The sequence below is a fragment of the Thermostichus sp. MS-CIW-36 genome (assembly GCF_054059035.1).
The window spans coordinates 154,264-176,608 of record NZ_JBSSBR010000001.1 but is presented as its reverse complement, the minus strand read 5'-3'; the positions used below and the strand labels follow the sequence as shown (position 1 = coordinate 176,608).

Here is a 22,345-nt window from a genome sequence, read left to right as displayed (position 1 = left end):
TGAGGGCAGCGCCAAAGTGGGGAGAATCGGATCCCAGGTTGGAGAAGAAAGGCATGGTTCACTCCCTCTGTCCCTGGACGATGCAGGAAAAAGATGGGGGAATTGCTGCGATCTGTGTGAGGGGTTTGCTCAGAAATCCGAAGATATCAACACCTATCAACACCGCTGATGTGGAGACCAATGGCATCTCGACTGAATGTCAGAACCTAAGGCTCTTTGAGACGGATTCTCTTAGGTTGATCTATTGGCCGTCACCCAATTCTGGGCCGAGATCCGAGATAGGGGCAATTTTGCTGAGCTTGATTTTGGGGTTGCTGGCAACAAACTGCTGCAAAGTCCACTCATTCTTAAACAAAAGAACGGGCCTGTCTTGAATATCTTTGACAATGAGGGTGTTAAACAAGCTGGGGATGTTCTCCAGCGCCTTCCAGCCATTCTCGACCCAGCGGGCCAGGGTGTAGGGCAACATCTCCAGTCGGGTTTCGACGTTGTATTCACTTTCAAGGCGGTACTGCAAAACCTCAAACTGCAACTGGCCCACCGCTGCCACAATCGGATCCCGTTTGGAATCGTCGATAGAGTACATGATTTGTACAGCCCCTTCTTCCCGCAGTTCCGCTACCCCTTTCTGGAACTGCTTAAACTTGGAAGGATTGGGATTCTTCAAGTAGGCAAACAGCTCAGGAGAAAAGCTAGGGATCCCGGCGTAGCGCAGCTTCGGGCCGGTGTAGATGGTATCCCCAATGGTGAAGATGCCGGGATTATTCAGGCCGATCACATCCCCAGGGTAAGCTTCATCGATGGAGATGCGCTCTTGAGCAAACAACTTCTGGGGATAAGATAGGCGAATGGGACGATTGAGGCGGGCATGGTTGACCACCATATCCTTCTCAAACTTGCCGGAACAGATGCGCACAAAAGCAACGCGATCCCGATGGCGGGGATCCATGTTGGCCTGCAGTTTAAAGACGAAGCCCGTAAACTCAGGATGTTCGGGCGGGATTAGCCCAGCAGTGCTCTCGTGAGGCATTGGCGGTAAGGAATACTCCAAAAATGCATTGAGGAAAAGCTCCACCCCAAAATTGGTCATGGCACTGCCGAAAAAGACCGGGGTTTGTTTGCCAGAATGCACCTGTTTTAGATCCAAGGTGGGCATGAGACCATCCAGCAGTTCCAGCTCTTCCTTGAATTGGTAATACAAGTCCTTGTCGATCAACTCCTCAATTTGCGGATCCCCAAGTTTAATAACGGTATCTTGAACTTTTAGCCGCCCCCTAGATACCCGCTCAAAGAAATGAAACTCCTGAGTCCGACGGTCAAATAGGGCAGTAAACCGCTCGCCTGAGCCAATTGGCCAGTTGACAGGATAGGGCTTGAGGCCCAGTTCCGTCTCAATTTCATCCATCAGCTCCAAGGGATCCCGGCTTGGGCGATCCATCTTGTTGATAAAGGTAAAAATCGGCAGTCCCCGCATCTGACACACTTCAAACAGCTTGCGGGTCTGGGTTTCCAACCCTTTGCCGGCATCTTCCAGCATCACAGCATTGTCAGCCGCTGCCAGGGTGCGATAGGTGTCTTCGCTGAAGTCCTGGTGGCCGGGAGTATCCAGCAGATTGAGACGAATGTTGCGGTAATCAAATTGCAGGACGGTAGAGGTGATGGAAATACCCCGCTGCTTTTCTAGTTCCATCCAGTCGGAAGTGGCCCGCTTTTGCGCCCGACGGGCCTTCACAGCTCCCGCTTCTTGAATGGCCCCCCCGTACAACAGCAGCTTTTCGGTGAGGGTGGTCTTCCCCGCATCGGGATGGGAAATAATGGCAAAGGTGCGCCGTTGCTCTACAGCTTTGGCCAAATCAAGTTCTTTCATCAACTGTTGCCGCTCCACTACAACCTGGTCGCCTTAAAGAAGATTCCGCCGCGATGTTGTCCCCTAAAGGATGGGAGAAATACGGAGAAGGAAAAAATAGAAAATCAGTGGGAAATACGCTTGAGAATAATGAGGTTGGGTTGCCGCCAGGTAGCGAGGGGGAGAGAGCACAGGCCGAAAAGCGCGAAAAGCCAACAGAACCATTTTGACCCTAGCACAGGAACAGGGATCCCTGTTGTCTGGCATACTGGCGGAGATCTTGAGGGGGAATTTCCCAGGCCAACCGGCCAGAACTCAAAGCAGATGCTGCTCGTTGTTGTTGCGCAACGCTGACGTGAAGAGCAGTTGCTCAATCGTGGCAATGGTGAAGTTTTGGCTGATCACCAGCCGCTCGACGCGAATGCGGTGGGCTTGCAGGAGGCAATCTTGCTGCAAGGGCTTGGGCAATTGTTCCCAATGATCCAGCAGGACTTCCAGCAAAATCTCGCCCGGTAGCCCGGTGGCGCTTTCCAGGGATCCCAGCTTTTCTACCCTCTCGGCAGACCATTTGAGGGTAAGCTTTTGCAGGCCCAGTTGTGCATCCAGAGCCTCGCGGGGATCCGACTGGGCAGTGTGCCCATGATAGGCGCCATTGCGGCGAACCCCATTGCCGGTGCCGGCGGTAGCAGGGGGCAAAAGCTCGGCTGGCCCTTCGGTTGGCGGTGGAGTACCGGCCCATTTGGCCGGACTGACCTGGGGTGGGGAGACAACCCTTTCCACCTCGACCGGAGCGGGCGACAAGTTGGACAAGGGATCCGCATCCCGAGAAGGAGCTTCAGGTGTGGAGAGCACACTGGCCAGGAGAGGAATCGGCCCTAGCTCTGGCGGGGTTGTGGGGCACAGACGGGACGAGGCCGCGAGAGATGGATCGGGCTCAATATCCAATGCCGCAGGGTGAGACAGATCCAGGGAATCCGTTCCCCTGTCGTCTTTTGGACGGAGCGGAGCATCAACGCAGTCGGCAGCCGTAGGCGCAAGTTCCATCGGCTCTGGCTGCTTATTCACCCCCATGCGCGAGAGCAGATCCGCCTTGGTGGGGCCGGTGGGCAATTTTTTTTTGGGAGGCTTCTTGGCGGTAGCCATGTTAGCGGGCCTCCAGCACAGCCTTGAGGATCTCGCGATAAGGTTGGGCCAGGAGATCTTCCCCTGCCTCCGCCAAGGACCAGCCCATGCTGTTGGTTTGCTGAACGACCGTACTTTGCCGCACCGGCGTAAAAATGGGGATCCCTTGCATCATTTCCGCCAAGGCTTCCACCGCGGCCCGCGACATTTTGGTGCGGTTGTTGCCCACCCACTGTTCCCGTGTGGGGAGCACCCCCAAAAACTTGGGCACATGAAAATCCAGCTCTTCCAATTCTTTCAACAGCACCAGGGTACTTAGGGCCCCCATCACCCCCTTTTGGGTACATTCCGTCGGCACCACCAGCAGATCGGCGCTGAGAATGCTGTTGTAGGTGAGCAACCCTTTCGAGGGGGGGCTGTCGATGACCAAAAAGTCATACTCCGGCAAAATCGGTCGCAAAGCCCGCTTCAAAAACAGCTCCCGCCCCGGCTCCATCACGATCGCATCCATGGCCCGCGAGAGACTGTAATCGCTGGGGGCCAACCACAGCCGCTCCTGGCGATCCTCATTCAACGGCGGACGGATAATCTCCCGAATGTGAACCCGATCCGCCCCCGGCAAAATCGTCTCGGCAATGGTGGCCGACTCCGACAGATCCGTCCAGCCCATCCACTGGCTCAGGTTGCCCTGTGGGTCAAAGTCAACAGCCAGCGTCTTGCCATGCTCGGCCAGCATGATGGCCAAGTTGAGGGCGGCTGTGGTCTTTCCGGATCCCCCACTCAAACAGGCAACGGTGATGACAAGCGCCGTTCTGCCAGACATGAGTTATCCCCTCGTAGCCCATCCCCTAACACTATAGCTAGGGTTAAGCAATGGTGTTCACACTTCAGATAGGGATCTCGCCGCTGGGAGCTGAGCTTCCTCAGTTCTTTTCGATCCTCGGATTGAATTCTCAGAGGGAAGACACAAACCGGTGCAGCCGCTGCAGCCCTTTTTCGAGGGTGGTGCGGTCGGCAGCGTAGGAAAGGCGAATGTAGGAATCTGCCCCAAAGGCTACCCCCGGCACAGCAGCCACGTGGTGTTCCTTGAGCAGCTGCCGGCAAAACTCCACCGAACTTAACCCGGTTTGGCCGATGTTGACAAACACATAAAATGCGCCCTCCGGCTCCGGGCAAGTCACCCCCGGCAAGGTGCGGATCCCGTCCAGCATCAGATCTCGCCGCTGCCAGAATTCTTGGCGCATTTTTTCCACAGCCGCTGCCGATAGGGGGCTGGTCAGGGCTTCCAGAGCACCGTACTGGGCGAAGGTGCAGACATTGGAGGTGCTGTGGCTTTGCAGGTTGATGGCCGCCTCAATGATGGGCTTGGGCCCGGCCAAGTAGCCCACCCGCCAGCCGGTCATGGCGTAAGCTTTGGCGAAGCCACTGCTGAGAATCAGGCGCGGCATCAAGTCAGGGCAAAGGGATCCCAGGCTGATGTGGCGGGCTTGTCCATAAACCAGCTTTTCGTAGATCTCGTCGCAGATCACGTACAGATGGGGGGCGGAGAGGATCACCTCTGCCAGAGCTGCCAGCTCGTCCTGGTGGTAAACGGCTCCGGTGGGGTTGGCCGGCGAGTTGAGAATCAGCAGCTTGCTGCGGGGGGTGAGGGCCTGGCGCAGTTGGGCGGCGGTGAGCTTGAACCCCTGGGCCTCTTCCGTCTGCACCTGCACAACCTTTGCCCCTGCCAAAATGGCAATTTCGGGGTAGCTGACCCAGTAGGGAACAGGCAGGATCACTTCATCGCCGGGATCCAGCAGCACCATGGCCAGGTTAAACAGGGTTTGCTTGCCGCCGTTGCTGATCAGGATTTGGTCGTGGCTGAACTCCAGGCCGTTTTCCTGCCGCAGCTTATCGGCCACTGCTTGGCGAAGGGCGGGGATCCCAGCGGTGGGGCCGTAGCGGGTTTTGCCCTCTTCCAGAGCACGGATGGCCGCGGCCCGAATGTGGTCAGGTGTATCGAAATCCGGCTCGCCTGCGCTCAAGCTACACACATCCAGCCCCTCTGCCTGCATGGCTTTAGCCAGAGCCGAAATGGACAACGTGGGGGAAGGGGATAGATGGGCGACCCGTTGGGACAAGCCGGCAGCAGACACCATCGGTTGGGAAGCTCTTTGGTTTATTTTAAGGTTCTCAAGCAGGGCCAATCTAGATAGCTAGGCTACTGCGGTCAACAGGCGGGTACCATCCACCAACAGCAGTTTGTTGCCCTCTCGCTCTGCCAACAGATCCCAAAACTCGCCCGCCACAGCTCCGGGCAAGAACCCTTCCAAGCGCAATTGCAGAGGAGCAAATTGCTTGGTTCCCTGGGGCTTGCGCCGCACGGTCACCTCAACAAAGCCATCGTGGGGCTCGACAATGCCGCGGATGTTAAAGCCTTCCTCTGTGTCCTCAGGGGCAGGCAAAAACGGTTCTTCTTCCCACTCTGGGTCTTGCTCCTCTTCCGGCAGGGCCAGGATGCGGATGATGCTCAAGCCCAAAGCCCCCCCTGAACGCGGCTGCGGCTGCACGTAGTACCAGTAGGTATGGCCGCTCTTGATGCAGTGCTCGAAGGGGCCGAGAAGCTCGGCGCGTCCGGGGGTAGCCGGATATTCTGCTCCGTCAGAGGCAACCAAGGTTGCCTGCGCATAAGTCTTGGGGATCGATTTCAGGGATCCCTTAATCAGGCCCAAAGCGCGGAACTGGTAGGGGTGGGCGGGAGGAGGCAATGGGTTCATGGCGGCCAGATCTTGGAAAGCCAGGGAAGTAGAGTCCATCATCTTATCCTATGGCGATCCTCAGATTGGAATATCCAGGGCTTTCCTCAGCATCGCCTCCAGCTCATCGCCCTGCCGACTTGCGCACCGCGATCAAGCTGCTGGTGGTGCCCAGAAAAACCCCCATCCCCAACAACATCGACGGCAAGAGCCAAAACTCCAGTTGGCTGCGATCTGCCTGCATCACCTTGAGGAAGGGCAAGGCAATCAACTGCTCCAGCAGCTCCTGCAGCAACTGCTGGGATCCCAAGATCAATCCCCAAGCTCCCACTGCGCTGATCACCCCAAACAGGCACCCTTGCAAAATAAAGGGCAAGTAAATCCAGGCTGCCGTCGCCCCCACCAATTGCATCACCTCGATCTCCCGCCGCCGCGCCATGACGATGAGGCGAATGGTGGTGGTGATGACCGCCACCGCTGTCAGGGCCAACACGCCGGTAATGGTCAGGGATCCCAGCCGTAGCATGTCCTGGAGCTGGGCCAGTTGCTCCACAATGCGGTCGCCGTAGTAGACCTCATCCACCCCTTCCAGTTGGCGAATCTGCTCCGCCACTTCCCCCAAGGCTTCGGTGGAATCCGCCTTAACCCGCAGAGCATCCACCAAGGGGTTCTCCCCCAACTGGGTTTCCATGGCCGCCTCGTCTTGGATCCCCATCTCGATCAAGAGGGTGCGCCAAGCTTGGTCTTTGGTGATGACCTTCACCTCGGCCACATGAGGCAGTTGGGCAACCTGGGGTTGCAGCTCCACCCCCTGTCGTTCCGGCTCCAGATAGACGGAGATCTCCAGTTGTCCCCCCAGAGACTGCACCGTTGCATCCACACCCCAGGACAGCTCAACGCCGATCCCCACCAGGAACAGCAACACCAGCAGGGTGCTCACCGCAGCCCAGTTCAGCCAGCCCCCCCGCCGCAACCCCAAAAAAGTCTCCTGTAGGAGATAGCGGATTTTATTGAGAAGTCGGGAGAGAGATTGCATGCTGTTCTCCATCCAACAATCAATGGGCTCAGACCCTTGCCCCCTGGAGCTCAACAGAGCCTGTGGAGAGCAAAATAGGGATCCCGGCAGCCCTCAGCGCAGATCATACAGGCGCCCTCCCTCCATGCGCACCACCCGGTGGCCGGCCCGCTCCACCAGATAGGGGTCATGGCTGGTCATGATGACGTAGCGGCTGCAGAGCCGTTCCAGGAGAAAGCGATCATGACTGATGACCAAAAGCCCCATCTGATGTGCCCGCCCATAGGCCAAGACAGCTTGCCAGATCAGGGCTTGGGTATTGGCGTCGAGCATGGCTGTCATCTCATCTGCAATCAAATAGCGAGTTTGTGGGTTGAGAACCCGGGCGATGACAACCCGCTGCAATTCTCCCCCGCTTAGCTCATGGGGATAGCGGTTGAGCCAACTGGGGGAAATGCCTAAGGTGTGGAGAACCTCTGGCTGGGGAGGAGGCCCTTCCCGCAAGACCTGAGCTATGCGCCAGTGGGGGTTAACGGCCTGCTCTGGATGTTGAAAGACAAGCTGCACTGGGCAGTACCCTCGCCGAGGCAAAGGCTGCCCTGTCACACTCACCCGACCTTGGCTGGGGGTAAGGTAGCCCGCCAGCAACTTGGCCAGAGTAGTTTTGCCAAAACCAGAGGGAGCCATCAGCCCTACAACTTCCCCAAGTTCTACTTGAAGGGTCTGATCTTGCACCACCCAAGGCAGATGCCGTCCATAGCGAAACCAGAGATGCTCACCCTTGAGCATGGATACACCTCACCCACCCTCCTCCAACCGCCCGCAGAGGCGGATGCTCAGCTCGACAGATTTCACTTGCCCAGGGGCAGCGATCCCCAAACAAACAACCCGCAGGCAGTGCCTCAGGGTCAGGCTGGTTGCCCGGCAGGGGAGCAAACTCATTTTGGGGCAGGGATCGCCACAGAGCTTGAGTGTAGGGGTGGCGCAAGTTTCCCCTTTCGAAATCCTGAGCCGAGGCCAACTCGACTGTAGTGCCCGCATAGAAGACTGCCACTCGATCTGCCACCGACAACGCCGCCCGAATATCGTGTGTAATCAACATAACGCCTCGGCCCTCCTGGGCCAGCTCCCGCAGATGGGCAAGGGTCTCAGCCACCACCTCCGCGTCCAAGCCTGGCGTGGGCTCGTCGGCTATCACCAGCTTGGCTCTGCTAACTGCCGCCGTCGATACCAGCACCCGCCGTGCCATGCCTCCGGAGAGCTGGAAAGGGTAGAGGCCCTCTGTTCCCGGCGGCAAGCTATAGCGGGCAAAGATGCGGCTCACTGCTCTACGGGCCTCGCCTTGGGAGGCACCGCTGAGCCGAGCTACCCGCTGTACCTGGGATCCTACTTGCATGAGGGGATCCAGGTAGTCCACAGACTGGGGGATGAGAGCAATGGCCTTGCCGCGCAGTTGCCTACACCGCTCAGGGGTCAAGGGCTGCCCCTGAAATAGGAGAGTACCGCGCAGGGTAGCGTTCTCTGGCAAAAGACCCAAGAGGGCATGGGCCAGCAAACTTTTGCCCGATCCGCTGGCCCCCACCACTGCCACCACCTCCCCTGCCTTAACCTCCAGATCCAGATCTGTAATCACCTGAAGGTAGCGGCGGCGCAGCCCCCGCTCGTATCGGCTGAACCTAATGTTTAGGCCGGAGACCACCAACATTTCCCTACTCCTGAGCCGTACGCGGATTGAGAAGGGCCTGCAGGTTTTCTCCCAGCCAGTCAAAAGCCTTGACCGACAGCAGCAGCAGCAGTCCAGGCATAACCCCCAGCCACCAGTAGCCGGTGGAGAGGTGGCGCATGGATTCGGCCAGAATAATGCCGATGGCCGGTAGGTGCGGCGAAATACCTACCCCAATGAATGAGAGGGCTGCTTCGTGCAAAATGGCGTGGGGAAACAGCAGAATAAGTCCCACTAGGAGCTGGGGCAAAATGTGAGGCATCATATGGTAGCGGGCAACCCAGAGGGAAGAGCGGCCCAGTCGGTAAGAACTCTGGACATAGTCAGAACTGCTGACCTGTAACACCTCGGCCCGCACCAGGCGCGCTAGGCTGGGCCAGTGGGTGAGGGCAACGGCAACAATGACTCCCCGAACTCCGCCGCCGACAGCAAAAGCTATAAGGATCTGCACCACCAGGTGAGGCAGGCTGAAACATAGGTCAATCATCCAGCAGATCGAGGCATCCACCCAGCCTCCCACCGTGCCACCCACCAAACCCAAAACAGCGGCGATCACCACGCTGACGGCGGCAGCCAGCATGCCTACCCACAGACTAAGAGACATCCCGTGCAAGGATCGGGCCAGCATATCCCGCCCCAGCCAGTCGGTGCCGAAGGGATGGGCCAGGGAAGGAGGCTGATTCCGCTGAGTTAGGTTCGGGCTCAGTCCGGTATCGCCGATAAGCCCAGCGCTGCAGAGGATAGACACCAAAAAAAAAGCACACAGTCCAATTGCCCACAGAGTCTGCCGCCTGCGCTCTCCTTTAACAGAGGACTCTGAGAATTTCATCCCCCCATCGGCATCAGCAGCAGCAACACGAGGCGATGCAAAAGGGATCATCCTATCCTCCCGCCAAGGCGAATGCGTGGATCGACAATCTGGTAGGACAGGTCAGCTAGGGTATTGCCGGCATAGACAAACAAGGCGCTGAAAAACACAATGCCCACCAACAGAGGCACATCACTGCGCAAAGCTGCCTGTACCGTTGCTTGTCCCAGTCCTGGATAAGCAAACACCTGTTCCACTAACACTGAGCCACCAAACAGTTCCCCAAAGGAGGCAAATTGCAGCGTCAGCGCAGGCAGCAAGATATTCCGCAAGCCGTGGTACCACAGGATCCCAGCCAGGCTTTCCCCCTGGGCACGAGCAAACAGCACATAGTTGCTGTGCAACACGTCAATGAGCTTCTGACGAGTGTGCAAGGTGATGTTGGCAACGCCGATGAAAGTTAGGGTGAAAGCAGGCAAGAGCAAGTGGTGTAAGCGCTGCCAAAAAGTCACCTCCTCCGCCAACGCGCCAGGTGGCGCGGCGCAACAGATAGGTGTTAGACCCAGCTCTACCGAAAACGCGATCAAGAGTAGCAGCGCCACCCAGAAAGGGGGAGAAGAGGCGAGGGTGTAGGCGTAAAGACGAATACCGCGGTCAACCCAAGTGCCCTGAAACGCTGCGGCCAAAACCCCCAACCCCACTCCCAGGAAACCGGAAAGCAGCCAGGCAATTGCCAGTAAGGGCAGCGATAGCTCAAACCGCTGTTGAATGACCTGCACCACTGGCTGATTGAACACCATTGAGGTGCCCCAGTTGCCTTGAACCATCTGCCCAAGCCAGTTCCCAAAGCGAAGCAGCATGGGCTGATCCAGCCCCCAACGCTGGGCAATCAGGTCTCGTTGGGCTGGGCTGATCTGCAGCATGTCGGCCCCTACATAGGCTTGTACGGGATCAACAGGGGAGAAGCTGAGCAGGGCAAACGTCAGGACTGCCACAGCCGCCAGCAGCAACCCCAGCCGAGTCAGCTTATAAGCCAGAAACAGCAGAACTGACCTCAGTTGCACGTCCATTTCCAACGGGTGATGTTGGCTGTGATTGGCCAACCATGGCCATGAGGCTGTACCTGCGGCTGGCCTATATCCAAACACTCGTGGACAAAGTAGGTATGATCCAGGTTCACCAACCAAGCCCAGGCTGCATCTCCTTTGGCAGTAAAGCCTTGCTTTCCATCCCACTGGGCTGCCCGCCAGAAGGGGATAGCTTCAGCTTCAGAGGGGGCCTCCATAGCCAGATCCAGCATTCGATCCACAAACGGGTTGGCATAGTAGCCGGCATTGAAAAATCCCCCCTGGGCCGCTTTGCTGTGGTAGAGGTTGTACACCTCAGTTGGGTCATGGCTGCCCCAGCCAAACAGCACCACGTTGCTGTGCATGAGCGGAGTGATGTCATCCCAACTTTTGCCCTCGACATTGACTCGGATGCCCACAGGCCGCAGCATTTCTGCAACAGCTAGGGCCAGGGCTTGGCGAATACTGTCGTTGGCCGGGTAGAGCACGGTGAACTCAGCCCGCAGCCCGTTTTTTTCCACTACCCCATCCCCATCTTTATCGCTCCAGCCTCCCTCAGCTAGAATCTGACGGGCCAGGTCTGGATTGTTGTCCTCAATCTTGGCGGTCGGCTCTTCCCAGGGCAAACCGCTGACTGGGCCATAGGCAGGGGATCCGTAGCCTTCTAGGACTCCATCCACCAGCGCCTGTCGGTCAATGGCGAAGTTGACCGCCTTGCGAATCGCCAAGTCAGAAGTCACATCGTTGCCGATGGGGTATCCCTTTGGGGTTGTCGCACCGGTTTTAGGGGGAAAGGGGAACATCAGCCCTCGGTTATCCACACTGGGAATGGCGTGAAGCTTCATGCCCTTAACAGTTTGCTTAGCCAAAGACTGAGGCACGCTAACCACGTGTACCTGTCCGGCTCGGGCTGCTGCAAAGGCTGCATCCTCCTCCAGGAAAAGGAAAACCAGCCGCCGAATGCCAGGAGTCTGGCCGTAATATAAGGGATTTGCCTCCACAATCAGTTGTTGCCCCTCATCCCACTGCACCAGTCGGTAGGGGCCAGAGCCAATGGGTTTGCGAGCATAATCAGGCCCGTGGGCATGTTGAGGCACGATACCCAAGGTGATGAGGCGGTTGACAAAAGTACTTTGGGGTTTTTGCAGCCGCAGCTCCACCGTATGAGTGTCGATAGCTACTGCTTCCTTTAGGGCGGTTAGGTCGACCAGACCACCACTCCGAGCTGCTTGGTTAAAGGTGTAAGCCACGTCCGCTGCTGTGACAGGTTTTCCATCGGAGAAGACTGCATCCTTTCGTAGGGTTACCGTCCAGGTTAGGCCATCTTGGCTGACAGTGTAGCCAGTCGCCAGGTCGTTTACAATCTCAAGGTTCTCGTCCCGCCGCAGCAGAGTGCTTTGGAACAAAGGCGAACCGTAACGTCCCCAGCCCAGGGTGGGATCAAATCCTTCTTCCCTTTCCCCTCCAATGGCCAGCACGATTTGATCGCTGGATCCTGCTAGCTTTGGATCGAAAGCTGTCCGCTCAGCAGCATTCTGAGCGCATCCAGCCCACATCTGGCTCAGCAAGAAGAGGCCCACAGACCACACAGTTACTTTTAAGCTTGATGCCATAGAAACCCCGATCTGTCGCTTTTTCAGCAAAGCAAAAAGGAGCAAACCCCCTTGCCTCCTGGACAAGACTTATGGCAGCTAAGCTACCACTGCCTTATCTTGAGAGCAATGCAGGGGGGGAGGATGCTTAGAGGGTTCCGATGACTTCCTGCAAGACCGCTGGGTGAAAGGTGAGGTCTGGTAGCTCCAAAGGCTGCTGGCTTGGTGATGATTGAAGCACTCTACTCCCGTCTCTGAACTCCGTGATACGATGTAGCTCAGCTATCGGTTCTGACGGGGATCAGCCGCCAGAGGAAACGGGGAAAGAGCAGTGAGAATCTGCCGCTGTCCCGCAGCTGTGATCCGGTTTAGGAGAAGTTCTGCAGCAAATCTCTAGAGTCATTCGCTGCCGATCCAGATCTTGTCCCCCAAAACCGTGTCAGTCAGAATGCCCGCCGATGGTTTTTCTAAACTTCACAACATCTGCGAGGTACAGATGGTAACTGTCTTGGCTTTAGCTCGTTTCTGCTTTCGTTATCCTGAGCATTTTCCCGGCGTTGCTCCCACAAGCTTTCGGTACTCCTCAGCAGTAGAAATAAGTCCAAGAACCCAAGCAAGACTCTGAGCAAGTTGGCCGGGAGAGAGTAAATTTTGGGTGCTGTTGCACCAAGATCTATCAAGATCTACAGCCCGCCTACGCGAAGGAAAGAGTGAGATGTCAGGCTTCCTGACTTCAATTGGTAGGCTGGCAAGTAGCCACTGCGATCGCTGGCTGCGTTGAGTATCTTTTTTGCGCAAAAGGCAGTGTTTTGTTGGGGTTCCAGAGGCAAGAGAGGAACAGCCGGTTTCTTCCTTGGCGGGCGGGATCCCAGTTGAGGGCGAATTGAACGCAGGAAAATTAGAAAACTCAGTATTTGGGATGGCACACAACATGACTGCACAAACCATGACATTGGGGTATGCCCGCATGGGCAAGCGCCGCGAGCTCAAAAAAGCTTTGGAAGGCTTTTGGAGTGGTGCCCTAGGGTCAGAGGCTCTGCTGGCTACCTTTTGGGATTTGGAGACTCAAGCCTGGCAGACTCAGCTACAAGCTGGGATTGATCACATTGCGGTAGGGGATCAGACTCTCTACGACCATGTACTGGACTGGGCCACCTGGCTGGGGCTGATCCCCTCTCGGTTCCGAGGTCTGTCGGGTTTAGACCGCTACTTTGCCATGGCGCGGGGGCGGGAGGGCCTGCCGGCTTTGGAAATGACCAAGTGGTTTGACACCAACTACCACTACTTGGTACCCGAAATTGAGCCGGAAGCCGATCCCAGTCCTAACTTTGGGGATTTTTTGGAAAGAGTTCGGCGGGCCCAAGGGATCCTAGGGGAGCGCACCAGCCCCGTTGTCCTCAGTCCAGTGACTTTGCTCTGCCTTAGCCAGCGATCTGGGGATCTGCGGGCGGACTTGGAAAAGCTCCTTCCTCTGTACCGGGATCTCCTCCAGGAGTTAAAACAGCTGGGGATCCCAGAAGTCCAGATTCACGATCCCATTTTGGTTACCAGCCAGGGAAGTGGCCTGCGGGAAGCTGTGGAAATGAGCTACCGCCAGTTGGCAACCGCCGGGATCCCTATCCACTTGGTCACCTACTTCGATGACCTGGGGGAGACTTACCCCTGGGTGGTGCAACTGCCGGTGGCCGGCATTAGCCTTGACTTTACCCGTGGCCACACCCTGGATCTGGTAAGAACCTATGGCTTTCCGGCTGACCAGATCCTAGGTGCTGGCGTAGTGGACGCTCGGAATGTCTGGAAGGTTCAGCCTGAGACCGTCTTGGCCAGCCTGCGGGAGCTGCAGGGGGTAGCTCCCAACCTACGAGTGCAGCCTTCCGCTTCGTTGCAATTTGTGCCCCACGACGCTGCTCTGGAAGCCCAGTTGCCGGAACCCCTCAGAAATGTCCTCAGCTTTGCCGAACAGAAGCTGGCCGAAGTAGCTCTCCTGGCGCGAGCCCTCAACGGCGAAGACACTGCTGCCCAGCAGGCGGAAATCCAGCAGCAATGGCAGAGCTTTGCGCAGTTTAGCCCCCCCAACCCCCAAGTGCGCCAGGCTTTGGCCAACCTCAAGCTCCAGGACTTCGAGCGATTCCTGCCCTACGAGCAGCGCCTAAGTCGGCAGGTTCAGCTACCACCTTTGCCCACCACCACCATTGGCTCCTTCCCCCAAACTCCAGAGGTGCGGCAGTGGCGAGCTAAGTACAAAAGAGGGGAGGTTTCGCAGGCGGAGTACGAAGCAGCCATTGACGCTGAGATTGCCAAGTGCATCCGCATTCAAGAAGAGATTGGCCTGGATGTGTTGGTGCATGGGGAATTTGAGCGCACCGACATGGTGGAGTACTTTGCCCAGAAGCTGGAAGGCTTTGCCTTCACTGAACACGGCTGGGTGCAGAGTTACGGCAGCCGCTGCGTGCGCCCTCCCATTCTCTACGGCGACGTGGTTCGCCCCCAACCCATGACAGTGCGGGAATTCCAAGTAGCCCAGTCCCACACCCAAAAGCCGGTGAAAGGCATGCTCACGGGGCCAGTGACTATGCTCAACTGGTCCTTTCCCCGTGTTGATATTCCCCGGCGGGAGCAGGCTTTGCAGATTGCCCTGGCCTTGAGAGCCGAAGTGGCAGATCTGGAAGCGGCTGGAGCGGTGATGGTGCAAGTGGATGAGCCGGCACTGCGGGAGGGGCTACCTCTGAAAAAAGAACGCTGGCCAGAATACCTCAGCTGGGCAGTGGATGCCTTTCGCCTAGCTACCGGCGGGGCCAAGCCGGAAACCCAGATTCACACCCACATGTGCTACTCAGAGTTTGGGGACATCATCGAGCACATTGAGCGGCTGGATGCCGACGTGCTTTCCATTGAAAACAGCCGCAGCAACAACAAAACCCTGCTGCAAATTGCCCAGGCTGGGTATCGTCACCAGGTGGGCAACGGCGTTTACGATGTCCACAGCCCTGCGGTGCCGAGCGTTGAGCAAATCCTGCAGCAGCTGCGCACAGGACTGGCCCACTTGCCTGTGGAGCAAACTTGGGTTAATCCCGATTGTGGCCTCAAGACCCGCCGCTGGGAGGAGGTGATCCCCGCACTGAAAAATATGGTGGCTGCCGCTCATCAGCTAGGGGAGGAGCTTCTGGAAACCCAACCTGAGGGTCTGCGCGAGTAAGGCCCACGACCCGCTGATGTAACTGGTCGGGCTGGCTTGACAAGTCGCCGCGGGCGGTGCCGCTGTTGTGCTGATGCGGCTGGCTTAGGGCCTACGGTCTGCTGATGCAACCGGCAAAGCTGCTCTCCGGGATCTCAAAAAGCTTGTGAAGAGCAAAGTAGGGATCCCGGTAGCCCCTCAGCGCAGATCATACAGGCGCCCTCCCTCCATGCGCACCACCCGGTGGCCGGCCCGCTCCACCAGATAGGGGTCATGGCTGGTCATGATGACGGTCACCCCAAAGGAATTGAGCCGCTCCAAAATCTGGAGAACCAAGAGGGAGTTTTCCGGATCTAGGTTTCCTGTTGGCTCGTCCGCCAGCAGCAGCACCGGCATGTTGACAATGGCACGGGCCAGGCTAAGGCGCTGCTGTTCCCCCCCCGAAAGCTCATGGGGAAAGTGATCTCGCTTTTCGGTCAGCCCCACCATCTTTAGGGTCGGCCCAATGCGACGGCGGATTTCTGCGGGGGACAGCCCTTGGGCGCGCAGCACGAAGGCCACATTTTCTGCCAGGGTGCGGTTGGCCAGAAGGCGATAATCTTGGAAAACCACCCCCAAGCGCCGCCGTAACATGGCCAGCGGACGCGGTGGGATGCGGTAGGGTCGCCGCCGCCCTTCAGAAGAAAAGAGACAGACTTGATCGACGATGACCGTGCCCTCGGTGGCCTGTTCCGCCCCGTAGAGTAGCCGCAGCAGGGTGGACTTGCCCGCCCCGGAGACCCCAGTTACGAACACAAACTCGCCGCGGCGCACCTCCAAGTTCACATCCTGAAAAATTAAGTTGCCGTTGGGAAAGACCTTGCTCACGCCCCGCAAGGACACCATGCTGGCCGGGGCTTGCAGGGATCCGGATTGGGTGCTGCTGTAAAAGCCCAGGGTGGCCTCTGGATGGGCTGGGGCAGGGGGATGAGGGGTCGGAGCCGTACCCGCCCAACGGTGTAAGCGAGGGTGTAAGCGAGGAGGATAGCCGATGTGCTGACCGATCACCATAGTAAGCGCCTAGACAGAGGAGGGAGAGAGCGCCGGCAGACTAGGGGCGCAAACGAGAAGAGGGATCCCACAGCACTCGCCAGACAAAGCTGGGCAGAGCTAACATGCGTCGCCAGCGCCAGGGTTCCTGATAGAGACGATACAACCATTCCAGGTGATGGTCACGCCACCAACGGGGCGCTCGCCGTTTTTGGCCGGCCCAAATGTCCAAGCTGCCCCCCACCCCCATCCAGATGGCTTGGGGCAAAAGGGGACGCCACTTTTGGATCCACAGCTCCTGCCGCGGGGATCCCAGCCCCACCCACACCAGTTGCGGTCGAAATTCCTGGAGAGCTTGCAGAAGCTCTTTTTCTTCCTCGCTAGAGAAGTAGCCGTGGTAGCCCCAGAGGGCCAAAGCAGGACACTGGGCTTGCCAATATCGAATTGCTGCCCGGTTGACTTCCGGCCTTCCCCCCACCAGGGCCAAGCGCCACCCCCGTTCTGCCGCCAACGGGATCAGGGTTTCTGCCAGCTCGATCCCCGGCACCCGCTGGACGCGGATCCCCTGCCGCCGCAGGGCCCACACCACCCCAATGCCATCGGGGATCACCAGCTCTGCTGCCTGCAGCACCTGGGCAAAGGCGGGATCCCGCTGCGCCTGCATGATCATTTCCGGGTTGCAGGTAACCACCTGAGCGCCCTGACCCTCCCGAATACGCGCCTCAATCCAGGTGGCGTAGCTCTGTAGGCTGGCCTCCGGCAGAGCAAGGTGCAGGTTCACGCCCAGAATCGCATGGATGGATAACGACACTACCGACTGAATGCTGGCCCCCACTGGAGCCGTTGGACACGCTTTTAAGATAGCCCGGACCTTCTCCCAGAGGGAGAGGGGAGTTCGAGGAGGCATTTCATGGCTATTTGACCACGAAAATCTCTTCCCTCAGGCATCCGCGGCGGCATCCACGGCGTATCTCCATCAGACCAGGCCAGAGGGAATTGCCCGACCCAGAGCAAGCCCCTGAAGGTTGGTTGCCATCTTTCGAGACAGGAGACTTGAGATGAAGACTGCAAAGACTCCCTTCGCTCTGCCTCAATTGGCCGCCGAATGGGATCCCAGCCCTGCAACCTCCCGCCGCAGCTTGTTGTTGGCTGGTTTGCTGGCGGGCGTAGGTGGAGCAATTGGATTGCGCACCCTGCCCGGTGCCGCTCAGTCCAACACTGCTGATATTGCCATTCTCAACGCCGCCATCGACTTGGAACAGCAGGCAATCTGGGCCTACAAAACCGCTGCCGGCAAGTTGAGCAACACCGAGGTGGGCAAGATCGTGTTGGAAGTGGCCACCAAGAACCTGAAGGATCACGAACAGCACCGGGATCTGCTGGCGGGTGCCGTGCGGCAACTGGGAGGGATCCCCTCTCGGGCCCGGGATAGCTACGACCTTTCCACCTACATCGACAACAAAGAAGGCAATCTCGACTCCGATGCCAACATTGCCAAGCTGGCCCTGGCTCTGGAGTTTGATGCAGCCTTGGCTTACAACGACGCGTTTACCCAGCTTTCCAACAAAGACCTGGTGGCTGCCGCCAGCACCATTGGCCCCAACGAAGTTGCCCATGCCACCGCAATCCGGGCCGTGTTCCACAGCCTTGATCCCAGCATTCTGGTGGTGCCTGCCCCCTTTGTCAGCGCCGAGACTCGGGAGCGCTGGATCCTGAAGGTGTAAAGCCCCTGCCGGCGATGACTTCCAGCTAAAGCCGCCAACCCCCGGCGACAGCAAGGTGTAGAACCCCCACCGGCGCTGATCTCCAAAGCCTTCCAACGTCCTCTGTAGGATCTTGGGGTTTGGAGATCTTTGGAGGTTCTTTGGAGGTCAAGGTGTTCCACACCGCTGTCGCAATCGCCTTCTTCTGAACGCCTCAGCTTTTTTTCGCTTCCTAACCTGTGTGGAGAAAGCCCTATGCCAATGACGCGGCGGTTGCTGTTGCTCAGTGGGCTGGGATCCCTGCTCAATGCGGGGGCCATCTTGGCCGTGGATCGGTGGCGACAAGCCAGCTCCGTTGCGGAGCGGGATCCTGTCGAAGCAACGGCGGCAGCAGAGGTAATCATTCGCGGGTTTCAATACCTGCCCTCGGAGGTTACCCTCAAGCGGGGGGGCAAGGTGACCTTCACCAACCTGGATTCCACCCCCCACACGGCTACTCCCATAGAGGGAGCGCAGTTTCAAGGGACGGGACGGCTGAGGCGCAACGAGAGCAAAGCGGTGGTGTTCGAAGTAGCTGGGATCCAGGACTATTTCTGCGATATCCACCCCAGCATGGTGGGCCGTATTGTCGTCGTCGATTAGGTGAAGGCCATGCAAATGGAACCCCTGGGATCCCCTCTTCCCTTCTGGAACATTTGTCGGCGGGTGTACCTGGTTTGGGCCGTCCTTTTGGGGATTGGGTTTGCTGCCACCCAGTTTCACCAAGAGGCCAACATCAACTGGCTGTGGCTGGTGATTTCCCTGATTGGGTTGGGCTACATGGTGCGGCAGACTAGCTTGCCGGAGTTTCGAACAGCCGGACTGGCCCACCTCTACTTTGTGGGTTTGGTGTGGACGTTGGTGATCGCCCAGGGCATGATCCTCTCGGTGCTGCCCTTTGTCGGGCGTACCCCTTTGGCAGCTTTGAGCCCATACCTGGGGGTGTTTTGGCTGTGGCAAATGGGGCTGGGTCACTGGCTCAACGGCTTGGTGGATCCGCCGCGTCTCCCCTACTGGATCACCGGTGGGATCCAGATCCTGGCCGGAGTTGCCTGCCTGCTGTGGGGGCTGGAATGGCAGTTTGCGGTGGCAGGGGGAATCGGGGCTTTGGCCATGCTTCTTTTGATCCGGTTGCACTGACCCGTTCACTGATCTGACTTTGGGGTCTTATCCAGGCGCACTCGCCAAACTCCACCTCCCACGGCCACTTCATCCCCAGGGCGCAGCTTGCGTCCCCGCCGGGTTTCCACCTCGCCATTCACCCGCACTTGCCCCGCTTGGATGAGCTGCTTGGCCTGCCCACCGGTGGGAGCAACCCCCGCCAGCTTGAGGAACTGATCCAGCTTGATCACGGGATCCGCCGCCGGCTGGGGATCCCTTTGAGGAGTCTCCGCCATCACTTCACCCAAAAGGTTTTGACATTTACAAATTCCAGGATCCCTTCCCGACTCAGTTCCCGTCCATATCCTGAGCGTTTGATGCCGCCGAAGGGAAGGCGCGGGTCGGACTTGACCATGCCATTGATGAATACGGATCCCGCCTCCAGCTCCTCCAGCAGGCGCTCTTGTTCCTCTGGATCGGTTGTCCAGGCGCTGGCACCCAGGCCAAAGGGCGTGTTGTTGGCCAGCTCAATGGCTGCCGACACATCCGGGACGGTGAACAGCAGCGCCACCGGCCCGAACACCTCCTGGTGGGCCACCGGATGATCCGGGGGGATGTCGCTCAGGATCGTGGGCGGGTAAAAATTTCCTCCCAAGGGGGATCCGCCGATATGGACTTTGGCTCCTGCTTGCACCAAAGCCTGCACCTGTCCGTCCACCTCTTGCAGGATGCTGGGGGTAGCCAGAGGCCCCACATCGGTTTGCGGATCCAAGGGATCCCCTACCTTGAGCCGGCGAAATCGCTCCGTCATGGCAGCCGTGAAAGGTTCAGCGATAGCCCTGTGCAAGATAAATCGTTTGGCGGCAATGCAGGACTGGCCGTTGTTGATCAGACGGGCCGTGACCGCTGTGGCAACTGCTGCCTCCAGATCGGCGCTGGGCAGCACGATGAAGGGATCGCTCCCTCCCAGTTCCAGCACTGTTTTTTTCAGATGTTGACCGGCCAAACGGGCCAGGCTGGAGCCGGCGGCTTCGCTGCCGGTGAGGGCGGCCCCCCGCACCCGTTCATCCGCCACCACCTCTGCCACCTGGGCTGCTGTGATCAGCAGGGTTTGAAAGACCCCTGGCGGAAATCCCCCCTCCCGAAAGATCTGCTCTAGGGTCAAAGCCGATTGGGGCACATTGGATGCATGTTTCAGCAAGAGGGTGTTGCCCGCCATCAGGGCTGGGGCGGCACAGCGAAACACCTGCCAAAAGGGAAAGTTCCAGGGCATCACCGCCAAAATCACCCCCAGCGGCTGGTAGCGGATCCCGCTGCGGCTGGCATCGCTGGCGTTCGCGTAAGCGTTGCGTAGCAATATGGAGCGCTCGGCCAAGAATCCCTCTGCCTCCTCGGCATAGTAGCGACAAACCCAAGCGGATTTTTCCACTTCGGCAACGGCAGAGGCCAAGGTTTTGCCCATCTCCAGGCTGATTAGGCGGCCAAACTCCGCTTTGCGCTCCTCCAGGATCCCTGCCACCCGCTTCAGCCAGGCGGATCGTTGAGCAAACGGGATCCGACGATAGCTCTGAAACCGCTCGTGGGCTTGGGCGATACAGCTTTGGATCTGCCCAGCGTCGAAAACGGGGTAGCGAGCCAATTCCTCTCCGGTGGCGGGGTTGATGCTGACCAGGTGCCCCATCGTTTTCCCTCAACGCCTGTTTCTCCACTCTGGCATTTGTGCTCTGCCTGGAATAGTGCTCCGCACTGCTACTGCGTTCGCGTAAGCGTTGCGTAGCAATATGGAAAGATTTGCGGAGTGGGGGACTCAGGGTTGCGGGCTGCCGGTGGTGTCTGTTCGGGATGGCGGGGCGGATCCAGGAGCAGACCAGAACTCGTAGGCTGCTTGCGACAGGCTGGCGATCAGCCCTTCGGCTCTGGGGTCGTTGGGGGTTTCTCGCTTCACCCACACCGCCGCCACATAGCGCCGCCCGTTGGGCAAATCCAGGATCCCGGCATCCCCCACCACGGAGCTCAAGGTTCCCGTTTTGTGGGCAATGCGCACCTCTTGACCCAAGTTGGGCCGGAAATAGGAGGGCCGTTGGGTGCGCCAGAGAATGTCCAGAAAACGGTCGCGGCTGCGGCGGCTGAGCATGCGCCCCTGTTCCACCTGGCTGAGCAGCCAAACCATGTCGCGCGGGCTGCTGGTGTTGGTGCCTTCCAGATCCGGTAGCCACCATGAAATTTGCGTGTGTTGTAGCCCCCACTGCCGAAATTTTTGGTTGAGAGCCTCCTGCCCACCCAGGCGATCGATGATCAGATTGGTGGCGAAGTTGTCGCTGAGGGTGATCATCAGGGTGGCCGCTTCCAAAGCAGAAACCTGGGATCCCAGCGGGCGGGTTTGCAGCACGCCTGCCCCCCCTCCCTTGAGATCTTCCCGCAGGGTGAGCCTCTCATCCAGCCGCACCTGTCCGGTTTCCACAGCCTGGAAAAAAGCCAAGAGAATGGGGATCTTGATCACGCTGGCGGCAGGAAAAGCCTGATCCGGCCTAACCCCGGCAAAGGCGCCGGTTTCCACCTCCCAAAACAGGGCTCCTGCCGTCAAACCCGGTTGGTCGGCCAAAGCGGCCAAGCGCTCCTGCAAAGCCGGGATCGCTTCTCCCCGCAGAATGTCACTTGGCAATGCCGGCGGGGGAGGATCCCCAAGCTGCGTCGTGGACTGTTCTGTCCGGCCAGCGGTGGTCGATTGCAGCAGTTGCGAGAGGCCCGCCATCGTCAGGCCCAGGATGAGACTTAAGCTCAGTCCCCTGAGCAACACTTGCCCGAGAGATGGAGAACGTCTCAAGCGGCGAGGCCGGGCAGCCCGTTGGCGCAGACGAGCAATGGCTTTCTGGCGGGCAAGACGCAGCGGTTGAGGACGGGAAACCAATAGGGATCCCCTAGGGGCAGGAAGCAGGCGACCAGAACCTGTTTGCGGCTTTGACCCCTCTGGAGGCGGGACGGCGTTCTTGGCAGGTTGTGGAGGGCGGCGGGGATCCCGCGACTTCTCTGGCAAAGGCCTACGGCCCGCTAGCGCGGATGGATCGGTGCCTTTCCTCTCCCTTGCTTTGGTCATGAGAACGGTTGCCTTTTCCCGACAGCGGTGCGGAGTACTAACGCCATGCTCCTAACAGACAATGCTGACCGTTTCACCGACTCAACTTCGGTGAGCTTGGCTTAATTAAACCCACAAATTGACCAACCTGACCTACGATTGCAAAACGCCCATCAAACTGTCATCACTACACTATGCCTCCACGTCCGCGTTAGCAGTGTGGGGCAGTGACGAGATGTACCATCCCCCGGCCCGGCGGCTCAGAACCCCATCCTTGACCACAGGGATCGGTGGCAGCTCCGCACGGTGAACTGAAC

20 protein-coding genes and 1 riboswitch are annotated in these 22,345 nt (G+C 58.5%); of the genes, 4 read left to right on the top strand and 16 right to left on the bottom strand.

All coding sequences use genetic code 11. From position 1 onward, the window contains the following. Positions 1 to 241 precede the first annotated feature (241 nt). The 11 genes from ACVWVQ_RS00830 to ACVWVQ_RS00780 all read right to left on the bottom strand — a co-directional run bounded on the left by ACVWVQ_RS00830 (position 242) and on the right by ACVWVQ_RS00780 (position 11,929). On the bottom strand, positions 242 to 1,867 hold the full coding sequence (locus ACVWVQ_RS00830; protein ID WP_457506377.1) for a peptide chain release factor 3: 1,626 nt from the start codon (positions 1,865 to 1,867) through the stop codon (positions 242 to 244). A 294-nt stretch (positions 1,868 to 2,161) separates the two neighbouring features. After that, positions 2,162 to 2,989 carry a hypothetical protein gene (locus ACVWVQ_RS00825; protein ID WP_457506375.1) on the bottom strand — a complete coding sequence of 276 codons (828 nt, stop codon included), beginning with the start codon at positions 2,987 to 2,989 and terminating at the stop codon, positions 2,162 to 2,164. Between the two features lies 1 nt (position 2,990). Next, positions 2,991 to 3,791: a ParA family protein gene (locus ACVWVQ_RS00820; protein WP_414351212.1), complete on the bottom strand. Its 801-nt coding sequence runs from the start codon at positions 3,789 to 3,791 to the stop codon at positions 2,991 to 2,993. A gap of 130 nt (positions 3,792 to 3,921) precedes the next feature. Further along, on the bottom strand, positions 3,922 to 5,106 hold the full coding sequence (locus tag ACVWVQ_RS00815; RefSeq protein ID WP_457506374.1) for a pyridoxal phosphate-dependent aminotransferase: 1,185 nt from the start codon (positions 5,104 to 5,106) through the stop codon (positions 3,922 to 3,924). A gap of 57 nt (positions 5,107 to 5,163) precedes the next feature. Continuing rightward, the gene (locus ACVWVQ_RS00810; RefSeq protein WP_238376736.1) at positions 5,164 to 5,766 is read right to left on the bottom strand and encodes a hypothetical protein; all 603 of its coding nucleotides are present in this window, start codon (positions 5,764 to 5,766) and stop codon (positions 5,164 to 5,166) included. Positions 5,767 to 5,827: 61 nt separating this feature from the next. Further along, positions 5,828 to 6,739, bottom strand: coding sequence for a cell division protein FtsX (locus ACVWVQ_RS00805; RefSeq protein WP_457491087.1), 912 nt, complete (start codon positions 6,737 to 6,739; stop codon positions 5,828 to 5,830). A 93-nt stretch (positions 6,740 to 6,832) separates the two neighbouring features. Next, a complete protein-coding gene (locus tag ACVWVQ_RS00800; RefSeq protein WP_011433476.1) occupies positions 6,833 to 7,507 on the bottom strand; it encodes an ABC transporter ATP-binding protein in 675 nt (224 codons plus the stop codon). Further along, positions 7,494 to 8,423, bottom strand: coding sequence for an ABC transporter ATP-binding protein (locus ACVWVQ_RS00795; RefSeq protein ID WP_457506372.1), 930 nt, complete (start codon positions 8,421 to 8,423; stop codon positions 7,494 to 7,496). Before ACVWVQ_RS00795 ends, ACVWVQ_RS00800 begins: the two co-directional genes overlap by 14 nt. A 4-nt stretch (positions 8,424 to 8,427) precedes the next feature. Then, positions 8,428 to 9,321, bottom strand: a complete 894-nt coding sequence (locus ACVWVQ_RS00790; RefSeq protein WP_011429071.1) for an ABC transporter permease — start codon at positions 9,319 to 9,321, stop codon at positions 8,428 to 8,430. Further along, positions 9,318 to 10,319, bottom strand: a complete 1,002-nt coding sequence (locus tag ACVWVQ_RS00785) for an ABC transporter permease (RefSeq protein ID WP_011429070.1) — start codon at positions 10,317 to 10,319, stop codon at positions 9,318 to 9,320. The genes ACVWVQ_RS00790 and ACVWVQ_RS00785 overlap by 4 nt, the downstream gene beginning before the upstream one ends. Next, positions 10,304 to 11,929 (bottom strand): ABC transporter substrate-binding protein, encoded by a 1,626-nt coding sequence (locus ACVWVQ_RS00780; protein WP_457466966.1) that lies wholly within the window; start codon positions 11,927 to 11,929, stop codon positions 10,304 to 10,306. Before ACVWVQ_RS00780 ends, ACVWVQ_RS00785 begins: the two co-directional genes overlap by 16 nt. A gap of 248 nt (positions 11,930 to 12,177) precedes the next feature. Beyond that, positions 12,178 to 12,382, top strand: a riboswitch (cobalamin riboswitch). A 457-nt stretch (positions 12,383 to 12,839) separates the two neighbouring features. Between ACVWVQ_RS00780 and metE the strand changes: the two genes are divergently transcribed. Further along, positions 12,840 to 15,104 carry a 5-methyltetrahydropteroyltriglutamate--homocysteine S-methyltransferase gene (gene metE, locus ACVWVQ_RS00775; RefSeq protein WP_457444495.1) on the top strand — a complete coding sequence of 755 codons (2,265 nt, stop codon included), beginning with the start codon at positions 12,840 to 12,842 and terminating at the stop codon, positions 15,102 to 15,104. Positions 15,105 to 15,281: 177 nt separating this feature from the next. On the opposite strand, the gene ACVWVQ_RS00770 is transcribed toward metE, so the two are convergent. Both ACVWVQ_RS00770 and ACVWVQ_RS00765 read right to left on the bottom strand, forming a co-directional pair. Then, complete coding sequence (locus tag ACVWVQ_RS00770; protein ID WP_011433482.1) at positions 15,282 to 15,968, bottom strand: cell division ATP-binding protein FtsE; 687 nt, start codon at positions 15,966 to 15,968, stop codon at positions 15,282 to 15,284. A gap of 205 nt (positions 15,969 to 16,173) precedes the next feature. Then, positions 16,174 to 16,923: a WecB/TagA/CpsF family glycosyltransferase gene (locus tag ACVWVQ_RS00765; RefSeq protein WP_414329577.1), complete on the bottom strand. Its 750-nt coding sequence runs from the start codon at positions 16,921 to 16,923 to the stop codon at positions 16,174 to 16,176. Positions 16,924 to 17,170: 247 nt separating this feature from the next. Here ACVWVQ_RS00765 and ACVWVQ_RS00760 point away from each other — a divergent pair, with 247 nt between their 5' ends. From ACVWVQ_RS00760 to ACVWVQ_RS00750, 3 genes are all read left to right on the top strand, one after another. Further along, positions 17,171 to 17,836, top strand: coding sequence for a DUF4439 domain-containing protein (locus tag ACVWVQ_RS00760; protein ID WP_414329579.1), 666 nt, complete (start codon positions 17,171 to 17,173; stop codon positions 17,834 to 17,836). 234 nt (positions 17,837 to 18,070) lie between these two features. After that, positions 18,071 to 18,457, top strand: a complete 387-nt coding sequence (locus ACVWVQ_RS00755; protein WP_457506371.1) for a plastocyanin/azurin family copper-binding protein — start codon at positions 18,071 to 18,073, stop codon at positions 18,455 to 18,457. Between the two features lie 9 nt (positions 18,458 to 18,466). Next, positions 18,467 to 18,994 carry a hypothetical protein gene (locus ACVWVQ_RS00750; RefSeq protein WP_414399642.1) on the top strand — a complete coding sequence of 176 codons (528 nt, stop codon included), beginning with the start codon at positions 18,467 to 18,469 and terminating at the stop codon, positions 18,992 to 18,994. Between the two features lie 5 nt (positions 18,995 to 18,999). Here the strand turns inward: ACVWVQ_RS00750 and ACVWVQ_RS00745 are convergent, their stop codons facing one another. The 3 genes from ACVWVQ_RS00745 to ACVWVQ_RS00735 form a co-directional block, all read right to left on the bottom strand. Then, positions 19,000 to 19,251, bottom strand: coding sequence for an RNA-binding S4 domain-containing protein (locus ACVWVQ_RS00745; RefSeq protein ID WP_457506369.1), 252 nt, complete (start codon positions 19,249 to 19,251; stop codon positions 19,000 to 19,002). Then, entirely contained in the window at positions 19,251 to 20,636 is a 1,386-nt protein-coding gene (locus ACVWVQ_RS00740) for an NAD-dependent succinate-semialdehyde dehydrogenase (RefSeq protein ID WP_457506367.1), read from the bottom strand. Before ACVWVQ_RS00740 ends, ACVWVQ_RS00745 begins: the two co-directional genes overlap by 1 nt. A 126-nt stretch (positions 20,637 to 20,762) precedes the next feature. Continuing rightward, positions 20,763 to 21,863, bottom strand: a complete 1,101-nt coding sequence (locus ACVWVQ_RS00735; protein ID WP_457506365.1) for a serine hydrolase — start codon at positions 21,861 to 21,863, stop codon at positions 20,763 to 20,765. Positions 21,864 to 22,345 lie beyond the last annotated feature (482 nt).

What these genes read in the sequence shown, in the direction of transcription:
- ACVWVQ_RS00790 (WP_011429071.1), bottom strand. Translation starts at nt 9,321, where the DNA reads ATGATCCCTTTTGCATCGCCTCGTGTTGCTGCTGCTGATGCCGATGGG.
- ACVWVQ_RS00755 (WP_457506371.1), top strand. Translation starts at nt 18,071, where the DNA reads ATGCCAATGACGCGGCGGTTGCTGTTGCTCAGTGGGCTGGGATCCCTG.
- ACVWVQ_RS00780 (WP_457466966.1), bottom strand. Translation starts at nt 11,929, where the DNA reads ATGGCATCAAGCTTAAAAGTAACTGTGTGGTCTGTGGGCCTCTTCTTG.
- ACVWVQ_RS00800 (WP_011433476.1), bottom strand. Translation starts at nt 7,507, where the DNA reads ATGCTCAAGGGTGAGCATCTCTGGTTTCGCTATGGACGGCATCTGCCT.
- ACVWVQ_RS00810 (WP_238376736.1), bottom strand. Translation starts at nt 5,766, where the DNA reads ATGATGGACTCTACTTCCCTGGCTTTCCAAGATCTGGCCGCCATGAAC.
- ACVWVQ_RS00750 (WP_414399642.1), top strand. Translation starts at nt 18,467, where the DNA reads ATGCAAATGGAACCCCTGGGATCCCCTCTTCCCTTCTGGAACATTTGT.
- ACVWVQ_RS00795 (WP_457506372.1), bottom strand. Translation starts at nt 8,423, where the DNA reads ATGTTGGTGGTCTCCGGCCTAAACATTAGGTTCAGCCGATACGAGCGG.
- ACVWVQ_RS00745 (WP_457506369.1), bottom strand. Translation starts at nt 19,251, where the DNA reads ATGGCGGAGACTCCTCAAAGGGATCCCCAGCCGGCGGCGGATCCCGTG.
- metE (WP_457444495.1), top strand. Translation starts at nt 12,840, where the DNA reads ATGACTGCACAAACCATGACATTGGGGTATGCCCGCATGGGCAAGCGC.
- ACVWVQ_RS00830 (WP_457506377.1), bottom strand. Translation starts at nt 1,867, where the DNA reads ATGAAAGAACTTGATTTGGCCAAAGCTGTAGAGCAACGGCGCACCTTT.
- ACVWVQ_RS00770 (WP_011433482.1), bottom strand. Translation starts at nt 15,968, where the DNA reads ATGGTGTCCTTGCGGGGCGTGAGCAAGGTCTTTCCCAACGGCAACTTA.
- ACVWVQ_RS00825 (WP_457506375.1), bottom strand. Translation starts at nt 2,989, where the DNA reads ATGGCTACCGCCAAGAAGCCTCCCAAAAAAAAATTGCCCACCGGCCCC.
- ACVWVQ_RS00820 (WP_414351212.1), bottom strand. Translation starts at nt 3,791, where the DNA reads ATGTCTGGCAGAACGGCGCTTGTCATCACCGTTGCCTGTTTGAGTGGG.
- ACVWVQ_RS00805 (WP_457491087.1), bottom strand. Translation starts at nt 6,739, where the DNA reads ATGCAATCTCTCTCCCGACTTCTCAATAAAATCCGCTATCTCCTACAG.
- ACVWVQ_RS00740 (WP_457506367.1), bottom strand. Translation starts at nt 20,636, where the DNA reads ATGGGGCACCTGGTCAGCATCAACCCCGCCACCGGAGAGGAATTGGCT.
- ACVWVQ_RS00785 (WP_011429070.1), bottom strand. Translation starts at nt 10,319, where the DNA reads ATGGACGTGCAACTGAGGTCAGTTCTGCTGTTTCTGGCTTATAAGCTG.
- ACVWVQ_RS00815 (WP_457506374.1), bottom strand. Translation starts at nt 5,106, where the DNA reads ATGGTGTCTGCTGCCGGCTTGTCCCAACGGGTCGCCCATCTATCCCCT.
- ACVWVQ_RS00760 (WP_414329579.1), top strand. Translation starts at nt 17,171, where the DNA reads ATGAAGACTGCAAAGACTCCCTTCGCTCTGCCTCAATTGGCCGCCGAA.